The 16,467-nt window shown below is 70.7% G+C and carries 18 protein-coding genes; 17 read left to right on the top strand and 1 reads right to left on the bottom strand.

The annotated features are described in order from the left end of the window. Nucleotides 1–118: 118 nt before the first annotated feature. Both ACH34T_RS26890 and ACH34T_RS26885 read left to right on the top strand, forming a co-directional pair. A complete protein-coding gene (locus tag ACH34T_RS26890) occupies nt 119–1,111 on the top strand; it encodes a hypothetical protein (protein WP_396023690.1) in 993 nt (330 codons plus the stop codon). A 50-nt stretch (nt 1,112–1,161) separates the two neighbouring features. Beyond that, on the top strand, nt 1,162–1,518 hold the full coding sequence (locus ACH34T_RS26885; protein WP_396023689.1) for a hypothetical protein: 357 nt from the start codon (nt 1,162–1,164) through the stop codon (nt 1,516–1,518). Between the two features lie 232 nt (nt 1,519–1,750). Here the strand turns inward: ACH34T_RS26885 and ACH34T_RS26880 are convergent, their stop codons facing one another. Further along, the gene (locus ACH34T_RS26880) at nt 1,751–1,954 is read right to left on the bottom strand and encodes a BldC family transcriptional regulator (protein ID WP_344887859.1); all 204 of its coding nucleotides are present in this window, start codon (nt 1,952–1,954) and stop codon (nt 1,751–1,753) included. A 273-nt stretch (nt 1,955–2,227) separates the two neighbouring features. Between ACH34T_RS26880 and ACH34T_RS26875 the strand changes: the two genes are divergently transcribed. From ACH34T_RS26875 to nuoK, 15 genes are all read left to right on the top strand, one after another. Next, on the top strand, nt 2,228–3,223 hold the full coding sequence (locus tag ACH34T_RS26875; RefSeq protein ID WP_396023688.1) for a threonine/serine dehydratase: 996 nt from the start codon (nt 2,228–2,230) through the stop codon (nt 3,221–3,223). A gap of 19 nt (nt 3,224–3,242) precedes the next feature. Next, entirely contained in the window at nt 3,243–3,482 is a 240-nt protein-coding gene (locus ACH34T_RS26870; RefSeq protein WP_396023687.1) for a DUF4229 domain-containing protein, read from the top strand. A 46-nt stretch (nt 3,483–3,528) separates the two neighbouring features. Then, nucleotides 3,529–4,230: a demethylmenaquinone methyltransferase gene (locus ACH34T_RS26865; protein WP_396023686.1), complete on the top strand. Its 702-nt coding sequence runs from the start codon at nt 3,529–3,531 to the stop codon at nt 4,228–4,230. Between the two features lie 133 nt (nt 4,231–4,363). Further along, on the top strand, nt 4,364–5,635 hold the full coding sequence (locus tag ACH34T_RS26860; RefSeq protein ID WP_396023685.1) for a geranylgeranyl reductase family protein: 1,272 nt from the start codon (nt 4,364–4,366) through the stop codon (nt 5,633–5,635). Nucleotides 5,636–5,841: 206 nt separating this feature from the next. Continuing rightward, nucleotides 5,842–6,201 (top strand): NADH-quinone oxidoreductase subunit A, encoded by a 360-nt coding sequence (locus ACH34T_RS26855; protein ID WP_396023684.1) that lies wholly within the window; start codon nt 5,842–5,844, stop codon nt 6,199–6,201. 1 nt (nt 6,202) lies between these two features. Further along, nucleotides 6,203–6,748 (top strand): NuoB/complex I 20 kDa subunit family protein, encoded by a 546-nt coding sequence (locus ACH34T_RS26850; RefSeq protein WP_396023683.1) that lies wholly within the window; start codon nt 6,203–6,205, stop codon nt 6,746–6,748. A gap of 1 nt (nt 6,749) precedes the next feature. Then, nucleotides 6,750–7,496, top strand: coding sequence for an NADH-quinone oxidoreductase subunit C (locus ACH34T_RS26845; RefSeq protein ID WP_396023682.1), 747 nt, complete (start codon nt 6,750–6,752; stop codon nt 7,494–7,496). Further along, nucleotides 7,493–8,839 (top strand): NADH-quinone oxidoreductase subunit D, encoded by a 1,347-nt coding sequence (locus tag ACH34T_RS26840; RefSeq protein WP_396023681.1) that lies wholly within the window; start codon nt 7,493–7,495, stop codon nt 8,837–8,839. The genes ACH34T_RS26845 and ACH34T_RS26840 overlap by 4 nt, the downstream gene beginning before the upstream one ends. Beyond that, nucleotides 8,836–9,615, top strand: coding sequence for an NADH-quinone oxidoreductase subunit NuoE (gene nuoE, locus ACH34T_RS26835; protein ID WP_396023680.1), 780 nt, complete (start codon nt 8,836–8,838; stop codon nt 9,613–9,615). Before ACH34T_RS26840 ends, nuoE begins: the two co-directional genes overlap by 4 nt. After that, nucleotides 9,612–10,910: an NADH-quinone oxidoreductase subunit NuoF gene (gene nuoF / locus ACH34T_RS26830; RefSeq protein ID WP_396023679.1), complete on the top strand. Its 1,299-nt coding sequence runs from the start codon at nt 9,612–9,614 to the stop codon at nt 10,908–10,910. The genes nuoE and nuoF overlap by 4 nt, the downstream gene beginning before the upstream one ends. Then, nucleotides 10,907–13,369 (top strand): NADH-quinone oxidoreductase subunit G, encoded by a 2,463-nt coding sequence (locus ACH34T_RS26825; RefSeq protein ID WP_396023678.1) that lies wholly within the window; start codon nt 10,907–10,909, stop codon nt 13,367–13,369. Before nuoF ends, ACH34T_RS26825 begins: the two co-directional genes overlap by 4 nt. Beyond that, nucleotides 13,366–14,700: an NADH-quinone oxidoreductase subunit NuoH gene (gene nuoH / locus ACH34T_RS26820; RefSeq protein ID WP_396023677.1), complete on the top strand. Its 1,335-nt coding sequence runs from the start codon at nt 13,366–13,368 to the stop codon at nt 14,698–14,700. Before ACH34T_RS26825 ends, nuoH begins: the two co-directional genes overlap by 4 nt. Then, nucleotides 14,687–15,220 carry an NADH-quinone oxidoreductase subunit NuoI gene (nuoI, locus tag ACH34T_RS26815; protein ID WP_396023676.1) on the top strand — a complete coding sequence of 178 codons (534 nt, stop codon included), beginning with the start codon at nt 14,687–14,689 and terminating at the stop codon, nt 15,218–15,220. The genes nuoH and nuoI overlap by 14 nt, the downstream gene beginning before the upstream one ends. After that, nucleotides 15,217–16,161: an NADH-quinone oxidoreductase subunit J gene (locus tag ACH34T_RS26810; protein WP_396023675.1), complete on the top strand. Its 945-nt coding sequence runs from the start codon at nt 15,217–15,219 to the stop codon at nt 16,159–16,161. Before nuoI ends, ACH34T_RS26810 begins: the two co-directional genes overlap by 4 nt. Further along, entirely contained in the window at nt 16,158–16,457 is a 300-nt protein-coding gene (gene nuoK, locus ACH34T_RS26805; protein WP_067889564.1) for an NADH-quinone oxidoreductase subunit NuoK, read from the top strand. Before ACH34T_RS26810 ends, nuoK begins: the two co-directional genes overlap by 4 nt. Nucleotides 16,458–16,467: the final 10 nt, after the last annotated feature.

Below are 16,467 nucleotides of genomic sequence, written 5' to 3'. Positions count from 1 at the left end.
GGATCCGTGACTCCCGGGGATGACGGCGTGTCGGGTTCCGGCTTACCCTTCCTCGGGGACCCGGTCTTGCGGCGGACGCCGCTCGCTACCCCCGCGGGTCCGTGGACAGAGGAGCCCGATGCGCTTCAAAGGCGTCCATCGCAAGCCCCGGCCCCGGGAGCGGTGGCACCGGGAGTCGTTCCGGCGGGACGACGCCGCGTACTCGCCGTCGCCGCCCGACTCCGGTCAGGTGCGGCCGCGCAGCAACCAGCCGCGCGACCGGTTCGGCCGGTTCCGCAAGGCGGGCCGCGACGACGACTTCGCGCTGGGCCCGGGCGGCGTGGACGGCGACCGGAACGGCCGGGACGCCCCCGAAGGCCCGGACGGCGGCGACGCGACCGGCCTGCTCGGCGGCAGGTTCAGCCGGCGCAGGCGGGGCAGGCCGCGTCCGGGCGACTACTCGTGGAGCGACTTCGAGCTCGACGACGACCGGCTGCGCGTGGAGCCGTACCCGCCGGGCATGCCGCACGTCTCCGACGGCCGCCGGAACTGCGGCGTGCTGGAGAACGTCCTGTACCGGCAGTGGGACGTCAGGGGCGGCCCGCCGGGCCCCGAGGTGATCGGGGCCGTGGACAGCCTGGCGGCGCTGCCGGACCGGCTCAAGGAGAAGCTCGCGTCCGGGCTGGACGGCATCTATGTGGGGCCGGGCGGCGTCCCGCAGCTGGACGACATGGGCCATCTGCGCGACCGTCCGCTGCCGTCGGGCCGCGCCACCTGGGACATCTGCGCCGGCGCGTACGGCGACCACAAGATCGTCGTCGGGGACCGGCCGTCGCCGACGCCGGACGTGATGCTGCACGAGGTCGGGCACGCGCTCGACGACATCGACGGCGACGACGGCACGTGGACGTCCGACAGCCCCGCCTTCCAGCGGCTGTACGAGCAGTGCCTGCCGCATCTCGCGAGCGACTTCCACCGCCAGCCGAACTCGCTCGGCCGTCGCGAGTTCTTCGCGGACGCGTTCGCCGCGATCTCCTCCCGGCAGCGTCCGGCCCTCGTCGATATGCTCGCCGGAAATATCCGGATGGCACTGGAAGTCATGCTCTTCTTCAACCGCAGGTACGGGATCTAGGACATCCTGATGGCAGGGCGCGCAACTGTGAATCGCGAGGGTGATCGACGATGTACGTGATCCGGCTCCCCGACGGCACGCTCCGGGTTCCGCACAGCGTCCTCGCCGACGCGGGCGAGGGCGGGTCCGGGCCCGCTGCGCGCGAGGGACGGATCATCGCCGACGCCTACGTCGAGATCGGTCCCGGCGACCCCGACTACGACCGGCTCCTCCGCGAGTCGCTGACGGAGGACGAGCTGGAGGACAGGCGCCGCCGCTGGCGGGACGGGGACGCCGACCTGCTCCGCCGTTTCGAGGAATGGAAGTCGGACGCCCCTGAGGCGCCGGACGCCCTCGGGGAGCCGGACGCTCCAGGGGACCCGGACGGCCCCGGAAAACCGGACGCCCCGGAGGAGAGCGGGGATTGACCCGGGGAGAGCGGGGTCAGACCCGCGATCGGAGGGCCTGGAAACCAGTGGCCTGGAAACTGAACGGTCGGGCCTGGAAACTGAACGGTCGGGCCTGGAAAACGGAACGGCCCCGGCCGCCCGGGCTGGAGTCTCCCCCGGGGGACTGCCACGACGCGGCGGTCCGGGCGGCTGAGGCCGGTAAGCGGGGCCCGGAACGGCGGGCGGGCCCAGATGAACGGGTCCGGGCGGGTCAGCGCGCCGAATGCTCGGCGATGGGCTCCTCGCCGCGCAGCAGCGCGTGCACCTCGGACTCGCGAAAGCGCCGGTGGCCCCCCGGTGTCCGGATGCTGCTGATCCGGCCCGCGGCGGCCCATCGGGTGACCGTCTTCGGGTCGACCCGGAAGAGGGCGGCGACCTCTCCTGGGGTCAGCAGGCGCTCGCTCGTGCTCTCCACGTTTTCTCTCCCCCTTTGTCCCGCTCTCGGCGCGGGTGGACTGTTTAACAGTGTGGCGGGTCAAGACCGATTTCTCCCTTGTTTTCGGAAAAGATCACGGACCGTAGTTTTCCGAACAGGAGGGATCACACTCGGTGCCGGGGACTTTCGGGGCATGCCTCCCATCGACCCCGTTTGACCTGCCAAGTCACGCACTGAACGGGCACGCGAAAGCGTCTCGTCCGACACGCCGCGACGGCCGTGGCGCGCCGTTGTGGAAGTAGTCTCCGAGCCATGTCCGATCTTGTTTCGCTGCCGGAGATCGAAAGGGCCGCCGAGCGCATCGCGGGCGTCGCCGTCCGGACGCCGCTCGTCCCTTTCCCGCATGACCCGGCCCCGCCGTCCACCGGTGCCGCGACCGCCGGGGAGCCGCCGCTGCTGGTGAAGGCCGAGTCGTTGCAGCCGATCGGCGCGTTCAAGCTGCGCGGCGCGTACTCCGCCATCGCGTCCCTCCGGCCGGAGGAGCGCGAGCGCGGCGTCGTGACGCACTCCAGCGGCAACCACGCGCAGGCAGTCGCGTACGCGGCGCGCGCGCTCGGCATCAAGGCCGTCCTGGTCATGCCGCACACCACGCCGGGCGTGAAGGTGGACGCGTGCATCGCGCTCGGCGCCGAGGTCGTGTACGTGGAGCCGACCTCGCAGGCCCGCGCCGAGACCGCGGACAAGCTCGCCGCCGCGCACGGCTTCACGCTCATCCCGCCCTACGACGACGCGCGGGTCATCGCGGGGCAGGGGACGGTGGGGCTGGAGATCGTCCGGGACCGTCCGGACGTGGACGTCGTGCTCGTCCCGATCAGCGGCGGCGGCCTCGTCGCGGGCGTCGCCGCCGCCGTCAAGGCGCTGCGCCCCGAGGCCCGGGTGGTCGGCGTCGAACCGGAGCTCGCCGCCGACGCCCGCGACTCGATGGCCGCGGGACGTCCCGTCGCGTGGGAGGCGGAGGAGACCGGACGCACCATCGCCGACGCGCTCCGCGTCCAGCGGGTGGGCGATCTGCCGTTCGCGCACATGCGCGCCCACGTGGACGGCGTCGTCACGGTCACCGAGGACGAGATCCGCCTGACGATGCGCCGCCTCGCCCGCGAGGCCCGCCTCATCGCCGAACCGGCCGGGGCCGTCGCCACCGCCGCCTACCTCTACCACCGTGCCGAACTCCCCAGGGGACGCGCCTACGTCGCCATCCTCTCCGGCGGCAACGTAGACCCGGCCCTCTTCCAGGACGTCCTGAAGTAGGTATTACCCTCGAAGGGTCATGCGTTCCGTCATCTTCTACACCGTCGCGCGGCTCGCGATCTTCGCGGTGACCGCGGGCGTGCTGGCGCTGTTCGGGGCCCGCGGGTTCCTGCTCCTGCTGCTGGCGCTGCTGATCAGCGGCGTCGTCAGCTATGTGCTGCTGTCCGCGCAGCGTGACCGGATGTCGTCCGTGGTCGCCCGCGGGGCCCGCGCGCAGCGCGAGAGGTTCGGCAAGTCCGTCACCCGCGAGGACGCCTGACGCACCCGGGGCGGCGGCAGGTGACACGGCCTCCTAGGCTGGTGGCATGAGCCGCGCCTCCCTGGAGAAGAAGCCCGCCGACGTCGCGGCGATGTTCGACGGCACCGCCGAGCGGTACGACCTGCTGAACACGCTGATGACCGGCGGGCGCGACCGGCGGTGGCGGCGGGAGGTCGTGCGGGCGCTGGACGCGCGGCCGGGCGAGCGGATCCTCGATCTGGCGGCCGGGACGGGCACGTCGTCGGTGCCGTTCGCGGACGCGGGCGCGAAGACGGTCGCGTGCGACTTCTCCCTCGGCATGCTGCGCGTGGGGGCGCGCCGCCAGGCGGGCGTCCAGGGGCTGAACTTCGTCGCGGGCGACGCGCTGCGGCTGCCGTTCGCGGACGGCTCGTTCGACGCGGTGACGATTTCGTTCGGCCTCCGCAACGTCGCCGACACGGTGAAGGCGCTGCGCGAACTGCGCCGGGTCGCGAGGCCCGGCGGACGGCTGCTGGTCTGCGAGGTGAGCCATCCGCCGAACGCGCTGCTGGCCGCCGGGCACAAGGCGCATCTGCGGTACGGGCTGCCGCTGCTGGCGCGGGTCAGCTCCAATCCCGACTCCTACCGCTACCTCGCCGAGTCGACGCTGGACTGGCCCGACCAGGCGGCCCTGGCGCGGCTGATCCAGGACGCGGGCTGGGACGAAGTGCGCTGGCGCGACCTCACGTTCGGGGTGGCCGCGCTGCACCACGCCGTCAATCCGGGGTGATCGCGGACCGGTGGGCCGGACCGCTCCAAGCTCGTCCGGCCCCGAAGTACCCACCAGTCGTGATAAAGGAATAGACTCCCCACCGGACCCTTGTGAAGTACTTCACAAGCGAACGAGCTAAAGAGGAAGCGCCGTGACCGACTCCACCCGGCATGCGGACGTCCGACACGCAGATGTGGTCGTCGTCGGGGCAGGCCCCGCCGGTTCGTCGACCGCCTACTGGTTGGCGCAGACCGGCCTGGACGTGTTCCTGCTGGAGAAGGCCGTCTTCCCGCGCGACAAGATCTGCGGCGACGGCCTCACCCCGCGCGCCGTCCGCGCGCTGATCGGCATGGGCGTCGACGTCACCGACCCGGGCTGGGGGCGCAACCGGGGCCTGCGCATCTACGGCGGCGGCGTCAAGGTGGAGCTGCCGTGGCCGGAGCTCGCGAGCTTCCCCGACTTCGGGCTCGTGCGCAGGCGCACCGACTTCGACCAGTTCCTCGCCGAGCACGCCGCGAAGGCCGGCGCCCAGCTGCTCCAGGGCTGCAACGTCACCGGCCCCATCCTGGACGAGCGCACCGACCGCATCACCGGCGTCACCGCCCAGTACGAGGGCGAGGACGTCGAGTTCCACGCGCCGCTGGTCGTCGCGGCCGACGGCAACTCGACCCGGCTGTCCCTCGCGATGGGGCTGCGGCGGCGCGAGGACCGTCCGATGGGCGTCGCCGTCCGCCGCTACTTCCAGACCCCGCGGCACGACGACGACTTCATGGAGGCCTGGCTGGAACTTTGGGACGGCGAGCGCCTCCTGCCCGGCTACGGCTGGGTCTTCGGCGTCGGGGACGGGACGTCCAACGTCGGCCTCGGGCTCCTCAACACCAGCAAGGCGTTCCAGAGCGTCGACTACCGCGGCATGCTCAAGCGCTGGTGCGCCCAGATGCCCGAGGACTGGCAGTTCGACGAGGACCACGCCACCTCGAAGATCCGCGGCGCGGCGCTGCCGATGGGCTTCAACCGGCAGCCGCACTACACCCGCGGGATGCTGCTCGTCGGCGACGCCGGCGGCATGATCAACCCGTTCAACGGGGAGGGCATCGACTACGCGCTGGAGTCCGGACGGCTGGCCGCCGACATCATGGTGCAGGCGCTCGCCCGTCGCACCCCGGCGCAGCGCGAGCGGACCCTCTACGAGTACCCGCGCATCCTGAAGGACGAGCACGGCGGCTACTTCACGCTGGCGCGGCTGTTCGTCCAGGCCATCGGCGACCCGCGGATCATGAAGTTCCTCACCGCGCACGGCCTGCCGCACCCGACGCTGATGCGGTTCACGCTGAAACTCCTCGCCAACCTGACCGATCCCAAGGGCGGCGACGCCATGGACCGCGTCATCAACGCGATGCAGAAGGTGGCTCCCGCGGCATGAGGCACCCCTTGAGAACCAAGCTTCCGCAGGTGAGCGGACTAATGTGCATTACCGGACCCCCTGGAGGGGAGTGCAATTGATCGCCTTGGCTAGGGTGGCGGCGGCTCGCGGAGGCCCCGGGCCGTTCCGGGGGGTGTGGGGGGTCGTCCCCCCACAGGAAACCGACCCGTACAACGTTGTACGTCGCGAGGAGAGGCTGTAGAGACATGGATCTCTATATTCCGGTCATTGCGCTGGGGGTGCTCGCCTTCGGCTTCGCCGCGTTCTCGGTGGCAATGGCCTCGCTCACCGGGCCGAAGCGGTGGAACCGGGCGCGGCTCGACGCCTACGAGTGCGGAATCGAGCCGACTCCGCAACCGGTCGGCGGCGGCCGCTTCCCGGTCAAGTACTACCTGACGGCGATGCTCTTCATCGTCTTCGACATTGAGATCATCTTCCTTTACCCCTGGGCGGTCGCGTTCGACCAGATGGGGATCTTCGGACTTGTGGAGATGGTCCTTTTCATCGTCACCGTGCTCGTCGCGTACGCCTACATCTGGCGGCGCGGCGGTCTGGAGTGGGACTGACATGGGTCTTGAGGAGAAACTTCCCAGCGGCTTTCTGCTGACCACCGTCGAGCAGGTCGCGGGCTGGGCGCGGAAGAGCTCGGTGTGGCCGGCGACGTTCGGCCTGGCGTGCTGCGCGATCGAGATGATGGCGACCGGCGACCCCCGGCACGACTTCTCCCGATGGGGCATGGAGCGCGCCTCGGCGACGCCCCGGCAGGCCGACCTGATGATCGTCGCGGGCCGGGTGAGCCAGAAGATGGCGCCGGTGCTGCGGCAGATCTACGACCAGATGACCGAGCCGAAATGGGTCATCGCGATGGGCGTGTGCGCGTCGTCCGGCGGAATGTTCAACAATTACGCGATCGTGCAGGGCGTGGACCACATCGTCCCCGTGGACGTCTACCTGCCCGGCTGTCCGCCGCGTCCCGAGATGCTGCTGGACGCCATCCTGAAACTGCACGACAAGATCCAGAACACCAAGCTCGGCCCGCAGCGCGCCCGCCAGATCGCCGAGCTGGAAGAGGCCAAGCGCCGCCAGCTCCCGCTGCTCGGACAGGGGACCTGACATGAGTTCCGACCACCCCGAGCAGCAGGCCGAGCAGGGTGCCGACAAGCTCCCCGCGCACACCGAGGAGGAGCGCCGGGAGCAGCCGGTCGTCCGGCAGGGCATGTTCGGCGCGAAGACGACGGGCGACACGTCCGGGTACGGCGGGCTGGTCGTCCGGCAGAGCCCGAAGGTGTCGGCGAGCCGTCCGTACGGCGGGCCCGGCGGCGCCGTCGAGCCCGGCGAGTTCGACGAGGTCGCCGACGAACTCGAACGCGCCTACCCCGACTTCGGCGACGCGATCGAGCGCATCGTCGTCGACCGCGGCGAGATGACGTTCTTCGTCAGGCGCGAGCACCTGCGCGACGTCGCGAAGACGATGCGCGACGAGCCGTCCCTGCGGTTCGAGCTGTGCTCGGGCGTGTCCGGCGTGCACTACCCGGAGGACGAGGGCGCCGAGCTGCACTCCGTCACGCACCTGCTGTCGATCACGCACAACCGGCGCGTCCGCCTGGAGGCGACCTGCCCGGACGCCGACCCGCACGTCCCGTCCCTGGTGCCCGTCTACCCGACGAGCGACTGGCACGAGCGCGAGACCTACGACTTCTTCGGGATCGTCTACGACGGTCATCCCGCGCTCACGCGCATCGAGATGCCGGACGACTGGGTCGGCCATCCGCAGCGCAAGGACTACCCTCTCGGCGGCATCCCCGTCGAGTACCGCGGAGCGGAAATCCCGCCGCCCGACGAAAGGCGGTCGTACGTATGAGCTCGACCAAGTACACCGAGTACGACGCCTACGCGGCCGACGAGGCCGCCGAGGGCAAGGTGTTCGACGTCGGCGGGCAGGACTGGGACAAGGTCGTCGCCGGCGCGGAGGACCTCGGCGACGAGCGGCTCGTCGTCAACATGGGGCCGCAGCACCCGTCCACGCACGGGGTGCTCCGGCTGATCCTCACGCTCGACGGCGAGACGGTGAACGAGGCCAGGGTCGGCATCGGGTACCTGCACACCGGCATCGAGAAGAACATGGAGTACCGCACCTGGACGCAGGGCACCACGTTCTGCACCCGGATGGACTACCTCGCCCCGATCTTCAACGAGACGGCGTACTGCCTGAGCGTGGAGAAGCTGCTCGGCATCACCGACCGGATCCCGGAGCGCGCCGAGATCATCCGCGTGATGATGATGGAGCTGAACCGGGTCTCGTCGCACCTGGTCGCGATCGCCACGTTCGGCCTGGAGCTCGGCGCGACGACCGTGATGCTCAACGGGTTCATCGAGCGCGAGTACACCCTCGACCTGTTCGAGGAGATCACGGGCCTGCGGATGAACATGGCCTACGTCCGTCCGGGCGGGGTCGCGCAGGACCTGCCGAGCGGCGCGATGAGCAAGATCCGCGACTACCTGGACCGGATGCCGAAGCGCATCAAGGCGCTGCGCAAGCTGATGGACGACAACCCGGTCTTCAAGGCGCGGACGCAGAACGTCGCGTACCTGGACCTGACCGGCTGCATGGCGCTCGGCATCACCGGGCCCGTCCTGCGTTCGACCGGCCTGCCGTGGGACCTGCGCAAGTCGCAGCCCTACTGCGGCTACGAGAACTACGAGTTCGAGGTCCCGACGCAGGACACCTGCGACGTGTACGGCCGCTACCTCGTCCGGATGGACGAGATGGAGGAGTCGCTGAAGATCGTCGAACAGTGCCTGGACCGGCTGCAGACAGCCAAGGGCCCGGTGATGATCGAGGACAAGAAGATCGGCTGGCCGGCGCAGCTCGCGATCGGCGCGGACGGCATCGGCAACTCGCCCCGGCACATCGCGCACATCATGGGCACGTCGATGGAGGCGCTGATCCACCACTTCAAGCTGGTGACGGAGGGCTTCCGGGTGCCGGCGGGGCAGGCGTACGCGCCGATCGAGTCGCCGCGCGGCGAGCTCGGCGCGCACCTGGTCAGCGACGGCGGGACCCGCCCGTACCGCGTCCACTTCCGCGAGCCGTCCTTCGTCAACCTGCAGGCCACGCCCGCGATGTCGGAGGGCGGCATGGTCGCCGACATCATCGCCGCCGTCGCCAGCCTCGACCCGGTCATGGGGGGAGTGGACCGATGACGTACGAACCCGACGTTCGCGAGCGCCTGGAGCGGGACGCGAAGGAGATCATCGGCCGGTATCCGCGGCCGAGGTCGGCGCTGCTGCCGCTGCTGCACCTGGTGCAGTCCGTGGAGGGGCACGTCACGCAGGACGGCATCGACTTCTGCGCCGAGCAGCTCGGGATCACGGCGGCGCAGGTTGTCGGCGTCGTGACGTTCTACACGCAGTACAAGCAGAAGCCGGTCGGCGAGTACCACGTCGGCGTGTGCATCAACACGCTGTGCGCGGTGATGGGCGGCGACCAGATCTGGGACGAGCTGAGCGAGCACACCGGCGTCGGCCACGACGAGGCCACCCCGGACGGCAAGGTCAGCCTGGAGCGGATCGAGTGCAACGCGGCCTGCGACTTCGCGCCCGTGATGATGGTCAACTGGGAGTTCTTCGACAACATGACTCCCGGCAAGGCCAAGCAGCTCGTCGACGACCTCCGTTCCGGTGAGCGGGTCCTTCCGACGCGCGGGGCTGAGGAGTTGGCCACGTGGCAGGAGGCGTCCCGCGTCCTCGCCGGGTTCCCGGACGGACGCGCGGGCCAGGGCGTCCAGGCCGGGCCCGAGTCGCTCCGCGGCCTGAAGCTCGCGCAGGAGCGCGGGTGGGCCGCACCGTCCGCCGACGTGGACCGGGAGCGGCCGGACGAGCCGGTCAAGCCGGAGCAGATCAGCGAGCCGCCGCACGAGCCGGGCAAGTCCATCCCCGGCGACGCGAAGCCCGGCAGCCAGGAGGGCCGGAACAAGTGACCACGCTCACCCCGATCCTCACCCAGAACTGGGACCAGGCCGACTCGTTCACCCGCGCGGGCTACGAGCGCGGCGGCGGGTACCAGGCGCTGCGCAAGGCGTTCCGGATGGAGCCGGACGAGATCGTCCAGGCCGTCAAGGACTCGGGCCTGCGCGGCCGCGGCGGCGCGGGCTTCCCCACCGGCATGAAGTGGGGGTTCCTGCCGCCGACCAGCCCGAACCCGCGGTACCTGGTCGTCAACGCGGACGAGTCCGAGCCGGGCACGTGCAAGGACATCCCGCTGATGATGGCCAACCCGCACGTGCTCGTCGAGGGCGTGATCATCAGCTCGTACGCGATCAGGTCGAACGTCGCGTTCATCTACGTGCGCGGCGAGGTGCTGCACGTGATCCGGCGGCTGCACCAGGCGGTCGCGGAGGCGTACGAGGCCGGCTACCTCGGCAAGGACATCCTCGGGTCCGGCTACGACCTGGACGTCGTCGTCCACAGCGGCGCGGGCGCCTATATCTGCGGCGAGGAGACGGCGCTGCTGGACTCCCTCGAAGGGTTCCGCGGCCAGCCCCGGCTGAAGCCCCCGTTCCCCGCCGTGGCGGGCCTGTACGGCGGGCCCACCGTCATCAACAACGTCGAGTCGATCGCGTCGGTGCCGTCGATCGTCGGGAACGGGCCGGATTGGTTCGCCTCGATGGGCACGGAGAAGTCGCAGGGCTTCGGGATCTTCTCGCTGTCCGGGCACGTGACGCGGCCCGGCCAGTACGAGGCGCCGCTCGGCATCACGCTGCGGGAGCTGCTCGACATGGCGGGCGGCGTCCGTGAGGGGCATCGGCTGAAGTTCTGGACGCCCGGCGGCTCGTCCACGCCGATCTTCACCGAGGAGCATCTGGACGTCCCGCTGGACTTCGAGTCCGTCGGCGCCGCCGGTTCCATGCTCGGCACCCGGGCGCTCCAGATCTTCGACGAGACGACGTGCGTCGTCCGGGCGGTGCTGCGCTGGTCGGAGTTCTACGCTCACGAGTCGTGCGGGAAGTGCACGCCGTGCCGCGAGGGCACCTACTGGTACAAGCTGATGCTGAAGCGGCTGGACTCCGGTCAGGGCACCGAGGAGGACCTGGAGACGCTCCTCGACATCTCCGACAACATCCTCGGCCGCGCGTTCTGCGCCCTCGGCGACGGCGCCGCGAGCCCGGTCATCTCGTCCATCAAGCTGTTCAGGGACGAGTACGTGCGGCACTTCGAGCAGGGCGCGTGCCCGTTCGACCCGGCCAAGTCCACCCTCTGGGGAGGTGCCAAGTGACCGTCACCGACGACAAGTCGGCGGTGGAGAAGGTCGAGATGGTCTCCTGCACCATCGACGGCTTCGAGATCGAGGTGCCGAAGGGCACGCTGATCATCCGGGCCGCGGAGCTGCTCGGCATCCAGATCCCCCGGTTCTGCGACCATCCGCTGCTCGACCCGGTCGGGGCCTGCCGCCAGTGCCTGGTGGAGATCCCCGACGCCGGGAACGGCCGCGGGATGCCGAAGCCGCAGGCGTCGTGCACCACCACGGTGATGCCGGGCATGGTCGTCAAGACCCAGCTCACCTCGCCGGTGGCCGACAAGGCCCAGCACGGCATCATGGAGTTCCTGCTCATCAACCACCCGCTGGACTGCCCGATCTGCGACAAGGGCGGCGAGTGCCCGCTGCAGAACCAGGCGATGTCCAACGGGCGCGGCGAGACCCGGTTCGTCGAGGCGAAGCGGACGTTCCCGAAGCCGATCCCGCTGTCCAGCCAGGTGCTGCTCGACCGGGAGCGCTGCATCCAGTGCGCCCGCTGCACCCGGTTCTCCGACCAGATCGCCGGGGACGCGTTCATCGACCTGTTCGAGCGCGGAGCGAAGGAGCAGGTCGGCGCGGCGGACGGCAAGCCGTTCCAGTCGTACTTCTCCGGCAACACGGTGCAGATCTGCCCGGTCGGCGCGCTGACCGGGACCGCGTACCGGTTCAGGTCGCGGCCGTTCGACCTGGTGTCGTCGCCGAGCGTGTGCGAGCACTGCGCGGCGGGTTGCGCGCTGCGCACCGACCACCGGCGCGGGAAGGTCACGCGGCGGCTGGCCGGTGACGACCCGCAGGTCAACGAGGAATGGAACTGCGACAAGGGCCGCTGGGCGTTCACCTACGCGACGCAGCCTGAGCGGCTGACGCATCCGCTCGTCCGCAACGAGGACGGCGTGCTCGAACCGGCGTCCTGGCCGGAGGCGCTGACGATCGCCGCCGAGGGACTCGCGGCCGCGCGCGGCTCCGCCGGGGTCCTGACCGGCGGCCGCGTCACGCTTGAGGACGCCTACGCCTACGCCAAGTTCGCCCGCATCGCGCTCGGTACCAACGACGTCGACTTCCGGGCCCGGCCGCTGTCGGACGAGGAGTCGCGGTTCCTGGCCTCGTCCGTCGCGGGACGCTCCATCGAGGTGTCGTACACCGACCTGGAGAAGGCGCCCGCGGTGCTCCTCGCCGGCTTCGAGCCGGAGGAGGAGTCGCCGATCGTGTTCCTGCGGCTCCGCAAGGCGCACCGCAAGAACGGGCTGAAGGTGTACGCGGCGGCGCCGTTCGCGACGCGCGGGCTGGAGAAGGTCGGCGGCACGCTGCTGGAGACGCCGCCCGGCGCGGAGGCCGAGACGCTCGGCTCCGTCGTCGGGGACGCGGCGCGCTCCGACGTCCGGACGCTGCTGGAGACGCCAGGCGCCGTGATCCTCGTCGGCGAGCGGCTCGCGTCCAGCCCCGGCGCGCTGACGGCGGCCGTGCGGCTGGCGCAGGTCACCGGGGCGAAGCTGGCATGGGTGCCGCGCCGGGCCGGGGAGCGCGGCGCGATCGAGGCCGGGGCGCTGCCCGGGCTGCTGCCGATCGGCCGTCCGGTGACCGACCCGGAGGCCCGCGCCGAGGTCGCCCGCCGGTGGGGCGTCGCGGAGCTGCCCGCCGCGCCCGGCCAGGACGCCGACGGCATCATCGCCGCCGCCGCGGACGGACGGCGCGGCGCGCTGCTCGTCGGCGGCGTCGACCCGTACGACCTCGCCGACCCGGACGCGATGCTCCGCGCCCTCGACGCCACCGGGTTCGTGGTGAGCCTGGAGCAGCGGCCGAGCGCGGTCACCGACCGCGCCGACGTGGTGTTCCCGGTCGCGGCGGTCGCGGAGAAGTCCGGCACGTTCGTCAACTGGGAGGGCCGCGGCCGCCCGTTCGACGTCGTGCTGAAGGCCGCCGGGAAGATGTCCGACCTGCGTGTCCTGGACGCGCTCGCCGACGAGATGGACGTCCACCTGGCCCTGCCAGGCCCGGACGCCGCCCGCCGCGAGCTGGCGGAACTCGGCGCCTACCGCGGCGAGCGCCCGGACGCGCCGAACGTCGCGCCGCCCCTCCCCCCGCACCCGGAGGCGGGTGAGGCGCTGCTCGCGACGTGGCGGCTGCTGCTCGACAAGGGCCGCCTCCAGGACGGCGAGCCGTTCCTCGCCGGCACCGCCAAGGCCGCGGTCGCCCGGCTGTCGCCCGCGACGGCCGCCGAGATCGGCGCGACCGACGCGGTGACGGTGTCGGCGGCGCGCGGCGAGGTCACGCTCCCGCTGGAGATCACCGCAGGACTGCCCGACCGGGTGGTGTGGCTGCCGACGAACTCCGCGGGCTGCGCGGTCCACCGGGACCTGGGCGCAGCCGCCGGCGGCGTCGTGCGGATCGCGAGCGGCACGCTCACGACCGCGACCGAGAATGTCGGAGGCGAGAAATGAACCCGTCGGCCCCCGCCGAGGAGGCGCCGCTGAAGGGGTTCGGCAACGATCCGTGGTGGCTGATCGGCGGCAAGGTCCTCGTCGTCTTCGCGTTCCTGGTCGTGACCGTGCTGCTGACGATGTGGATCGAGCGGCGCGTCATCGGCCGGATGCAGCTGCGCGTCGGCCCGAACCGCGCCGGGCCCTTCGGCCTGCTCCAGGGCCTCGCGGACGGCGTGAAGCTCGCCCTGAAGGAGGACATCGTCCCCCGCCAGGTCGACAAGGTCGTGTTCGTGCTGGCGCCGGTCATGTCGGCGGTGCCGGCGTTCATCTCGTTCGCCGTCATCCCGTTCGGCCCGGAGGTGTCGATCTTCGGGCACAGGACGGCGTTGCAGCTCACCGACTTTCCGGTGGCGGTGCTGCTCGTCCTCGCGATGTCGTCGCTGGGGATCTACGGGGTCGTGCTGGCGGGCTGGTCGTCGATGTCGCCGTACTCGCTGCTCGGCGGGCTCCGCTCGTCCGCGCAGATGATCTCCTACGAGATCGCGATGGGCCTGTCGTTCGTGGCGGTGTTCATGTTCGCGGGCTCGATGTCCACGTCGGAGATCGTCGCGGCGCAGCACGACAGGTGGTTCGTGCTCCTGCTGGCGCCGTCCTTCCTCATCTACGTGGTCACGATGATGGGCGAGTCGAACCGCATCCCGTTCGACCTGCCCGAGGGCGAGGGCGAGCTGGTCGGCGGCTTCCACACCGAGTACTCGTCGCTGAAGTTCGCGATGTTCTTCCTCGCCGAGTACATCAACCTCACGACGCTGTCCGCGCTCGCCACCACGCTGTTCCTCGGCGGCTGGGACGCCTGGCCGATCTCCGTGGTCTGGTCGGGCGCGAACTCCGGCTGGTGGCCGATCCTGTGGTTCCTGGGCAAGGTCTTCCTGTTCATCTTCTTCTTCATCTGGCTGCGCGGCACGCTCCCGCGCGTCCGCTACGACCAGCTGATGAAGATCGGCTGGAAGGTGCTGATACCCCTCTCGCTCGCCTGGATCCTGGTGGTCGGCACCGTCCGCGCGCTGCGCAACGACGGCTACGAGATGCGGCAGACCCTGATCGTCGCCAGCGTCGCCGTCGCGGTGGTGCTGATCGCCACGCTGGTCTGGGACCGGCTCCGCGGCGGCGAGGACGAGAAGGAGATCGTGCCGGGCGCGGCGGACGCGGGCGGCGGGCCCGATCCGTCCGCCGGCGGGTTCCCGGTGCCGCCCATGGACGCTCCCCACTACCACGGACGGGGCGGGAAGCCGGCCGGGGCATCCACGATCGAAACCCCTCCTGAGGAGGTCACCAGTGGGACTCACTGATTTCCTGAACCCGTTCAAGGGGTTCGGGGTCTCGTTTCACCAGATGTTCATGAAGAGCGAGACCGTTCAGTACCCCGAGGTGAAGAAGCCGACCGCCCCGCGCTTCCACGGCCGGCACCAGCTCAACCGGTGGCCGGACGGTCTGGAGAAGTGCATCGGCTGCGAGCTGTGCGCCTGGGCCTGCCCCGCCGACGCGATCTTCGTCGAGGGCGCCGACAACGACCCGGACGAGCGGTACTCGCCCGGCGAGCGGTACGGCCGCACCTACCAGATCAACTATCTGCGCTGCATCCTCTGCGGGCTGTGCATCGAGGCGTGCCCGACCCGGGCGCTGACGATGACGAACGAGTACGAGCTCGCCGACGACAGCCGCGAGAGCCTGATCTACACCAAGGAGATGCTGCTGGCGCCGCTGCGCGAGGGCATGGAGGCGCCGCCGCACGAGATGCGGCTCGGCGACACCGAGGAGGACTACTACCGCCTCGGCCTCCAGCCCGACGAGGGCGGTGACGGCAAATGACGACCGCTCATCTGCTCGCCGCCGACGTCGCGGACAAGCAGTCGGGCGAGCCGTTCTTCTTCTGGCTGCTCGCCGTGGTCTCGGTCTGCGCCGCGCTCGGCATGATCCTCGTGCGGAAGGCCGTCCACTCGGCGCTGCTGCTGGCGACCGTGATGCTCTCGCTCGCCGCGCTGTACGCGATCCAGAACGCGCCGTTCCTGGCGTTCGTGCAGGTCATCGTGTATACCGGCGCGGTGCTGATGCTGTTCTTGTTCGTGCTGATGCTCGTCGGGGTCAGCTCCACCGACTCGCTCGTGGAGACGATCAGGGGCCAGCGCTTCTGGGCGGTGATCGCGGCGGTCGGGTTCATCGTCCTGCTGACGATCGGGCTCGGGAACGCGGCGCTGAGCGACGCGGCGGGCCTGGACCAGGCCAACGCGGAGGGCAACGTCATCGGCCTGGCCCGGCTGCTGTTCTCCAAGTACGTGTTCGCGTTCGAGGTGACCAGCGCGCTGCTGATCACGGCGGCGCTGGGCGCGATGGTGCTGGCGCACCGGGAGCGGACGGAGCCGAAGCAGACCCAGAAGGACCTGTCCAAGGGACGGTTCCTCACCGGCGACCACCCGGGCCCGCTGCCGGGCCCCGGCACCTACGCCCGGCACAACGCCGTCGACATGCCGGCGCTGCTGCCGGACGGGACGCCGTCCGAGCTGTCGGTCAACCCGGTCATCGCCGCCCGCACCGACACCGCGGAGCGGCACGCCGACCTGTACGGCGGGACCGAGGAGGAGGCCGTGGAGCGCGACGTCCGCGCCGTGAAGGCCGCCACCGAGGAGGCGAAGGACGCCGACGCCGAGGCCCGCGCCGTCAAGTCCGGCTCGATCTCCGGTGGGGGGACGACCCCCCACACCCCCCGGAACGGACGTGGGGCTTCTGGTACCGAAGGCGAGGCTGGTCAATGAGTCCGGGGCACTACCTGGCGCTCTCGGCGATCCTGTTCACCATCGGAGCGTTCGGCGTCCTCGTGCGGCGCAACGCGATCGTGGTGTTCATGTGCGTCGAGCTCATGCTGAACGCGACGAACCTGGCGTTCGTGTCGTTCTCCCGCATGCACGGCAACCTGGACGGCCAGATCATCGCCTTCTTCGTGATGGTGGTGGCCGCGGCGGAGGTCGTGGTCGGCCTGGCGATCATCATGACCGTCTTCCGGACCCGCAGGTCGTCGTCGGTGGACGACGTGAACCTGCTGAAGTACTGAGAGGCCGGAA

Source organism: Actinomadura sp. 9N215, from assembly GCF_044326345.1.
Lineage (GTDB): Bacteria > Actinomycetota > Actinomycetes > Streptosporangiales > Streptosporangiaceae > Spirillospora.
The sequence above is the reverse complement of the archived record's forward strand: the minus strand, read 5'-3'. Positions and strand labels throughout refer to the sequence as shown.

Bases quoted from the DNA above. Each gene is read 5' to 3' on its own strand.
- ACH34T_RS26890 (WP_396023690.1), top strand. From the start codon at position 119: ATGCGCTTCAAAGGCGTCCATCGCAAGCCCCGGCCCCGGGAGCGGTGG.
- ACH34T_RS26885 (WP_396023689.1), top strand. From the start codon at position 1,162: ATGTACGTGATCCGGCTCCCCGACGGCACGCTCCGGGTTCCGCACAGC.
- ACH34T_RS26875 (WP_396023688.1), top strand. From the start codon at position 2,228: ATGTCCGATCTTGTTTCGCTGCCGGAGATCGAAAGGGCCGCCGAGCGC.
- ACH34T_RS26870 (WP_396023687.1), top strand. From the start codon at position 3,243: ATGCGTTCCGTCATCTTCTACACCGTCGCGCGGCTCGCGATCTTCGCG.
- ACH34T_RS26865 (WP_396023686.1), top strand. From the start codon at position 3,529: ATGAGCCGCGCCTCCCTGGAGAAGAAGCCCGCCGACGTCGCGGCGATG.
- ACH34T_RS26855 (WP_396023684.1), top strand. From the start codon at position 5,842: ATGGATCTCTATATTCCGGTCATTGCGCTGGGGGTGCTCGCCTTCGGC.
- ACH34T_RS26850 (WP_396023683.1), top strand. From the start codon at position 6,203: ATGGGTCTTGAGGAGAAACTTCCCAGCGGCTTTCTGCTGACCACCGTC.
- ACH34T_RS26845 (WP_396023682.1), top strand. From the start codon at position 6,750: ATGAGTTCCGACCACCCCGAGCAGCAGGCCGAGCAGGGTGCCGACAAG.
- ACH34T_RS26840 (WP_396023681.1), top strand. From the start codon at position 7,493: ATGAGCTCGACCAAGTACACCGAGTACGACGCCTACGCGGCCGACGAG.
- nuoE (WP_396023680.1), top strand. From the start codon at position 8,836: ATGACGTACGAACCCGACGTTCGCGAGCGCCTGGAGCGGGACGCGAAG.
- nuoH (WP_396023677.1), top strand. From the start codon at position 13,366: ATGAACCCGTCGGCCCCCGCCGAGGAGGCGCCGCTGAAGGGGTTCGGC.
- ACH34T_RS26810 (WP_396023675.1), top strand. From the start codon at position 15,217: ATGACGACCGCTCATCTGCTCGCCGCCGACGTCGCGGACAAGCAGTCG.
- nuoK (WP_067889564.1), top strand. From the start codon at position 16,158: ATGAGTCCGGGGCACTACCTGGCGCTCTCGGCGATCCTGTTCACCATC.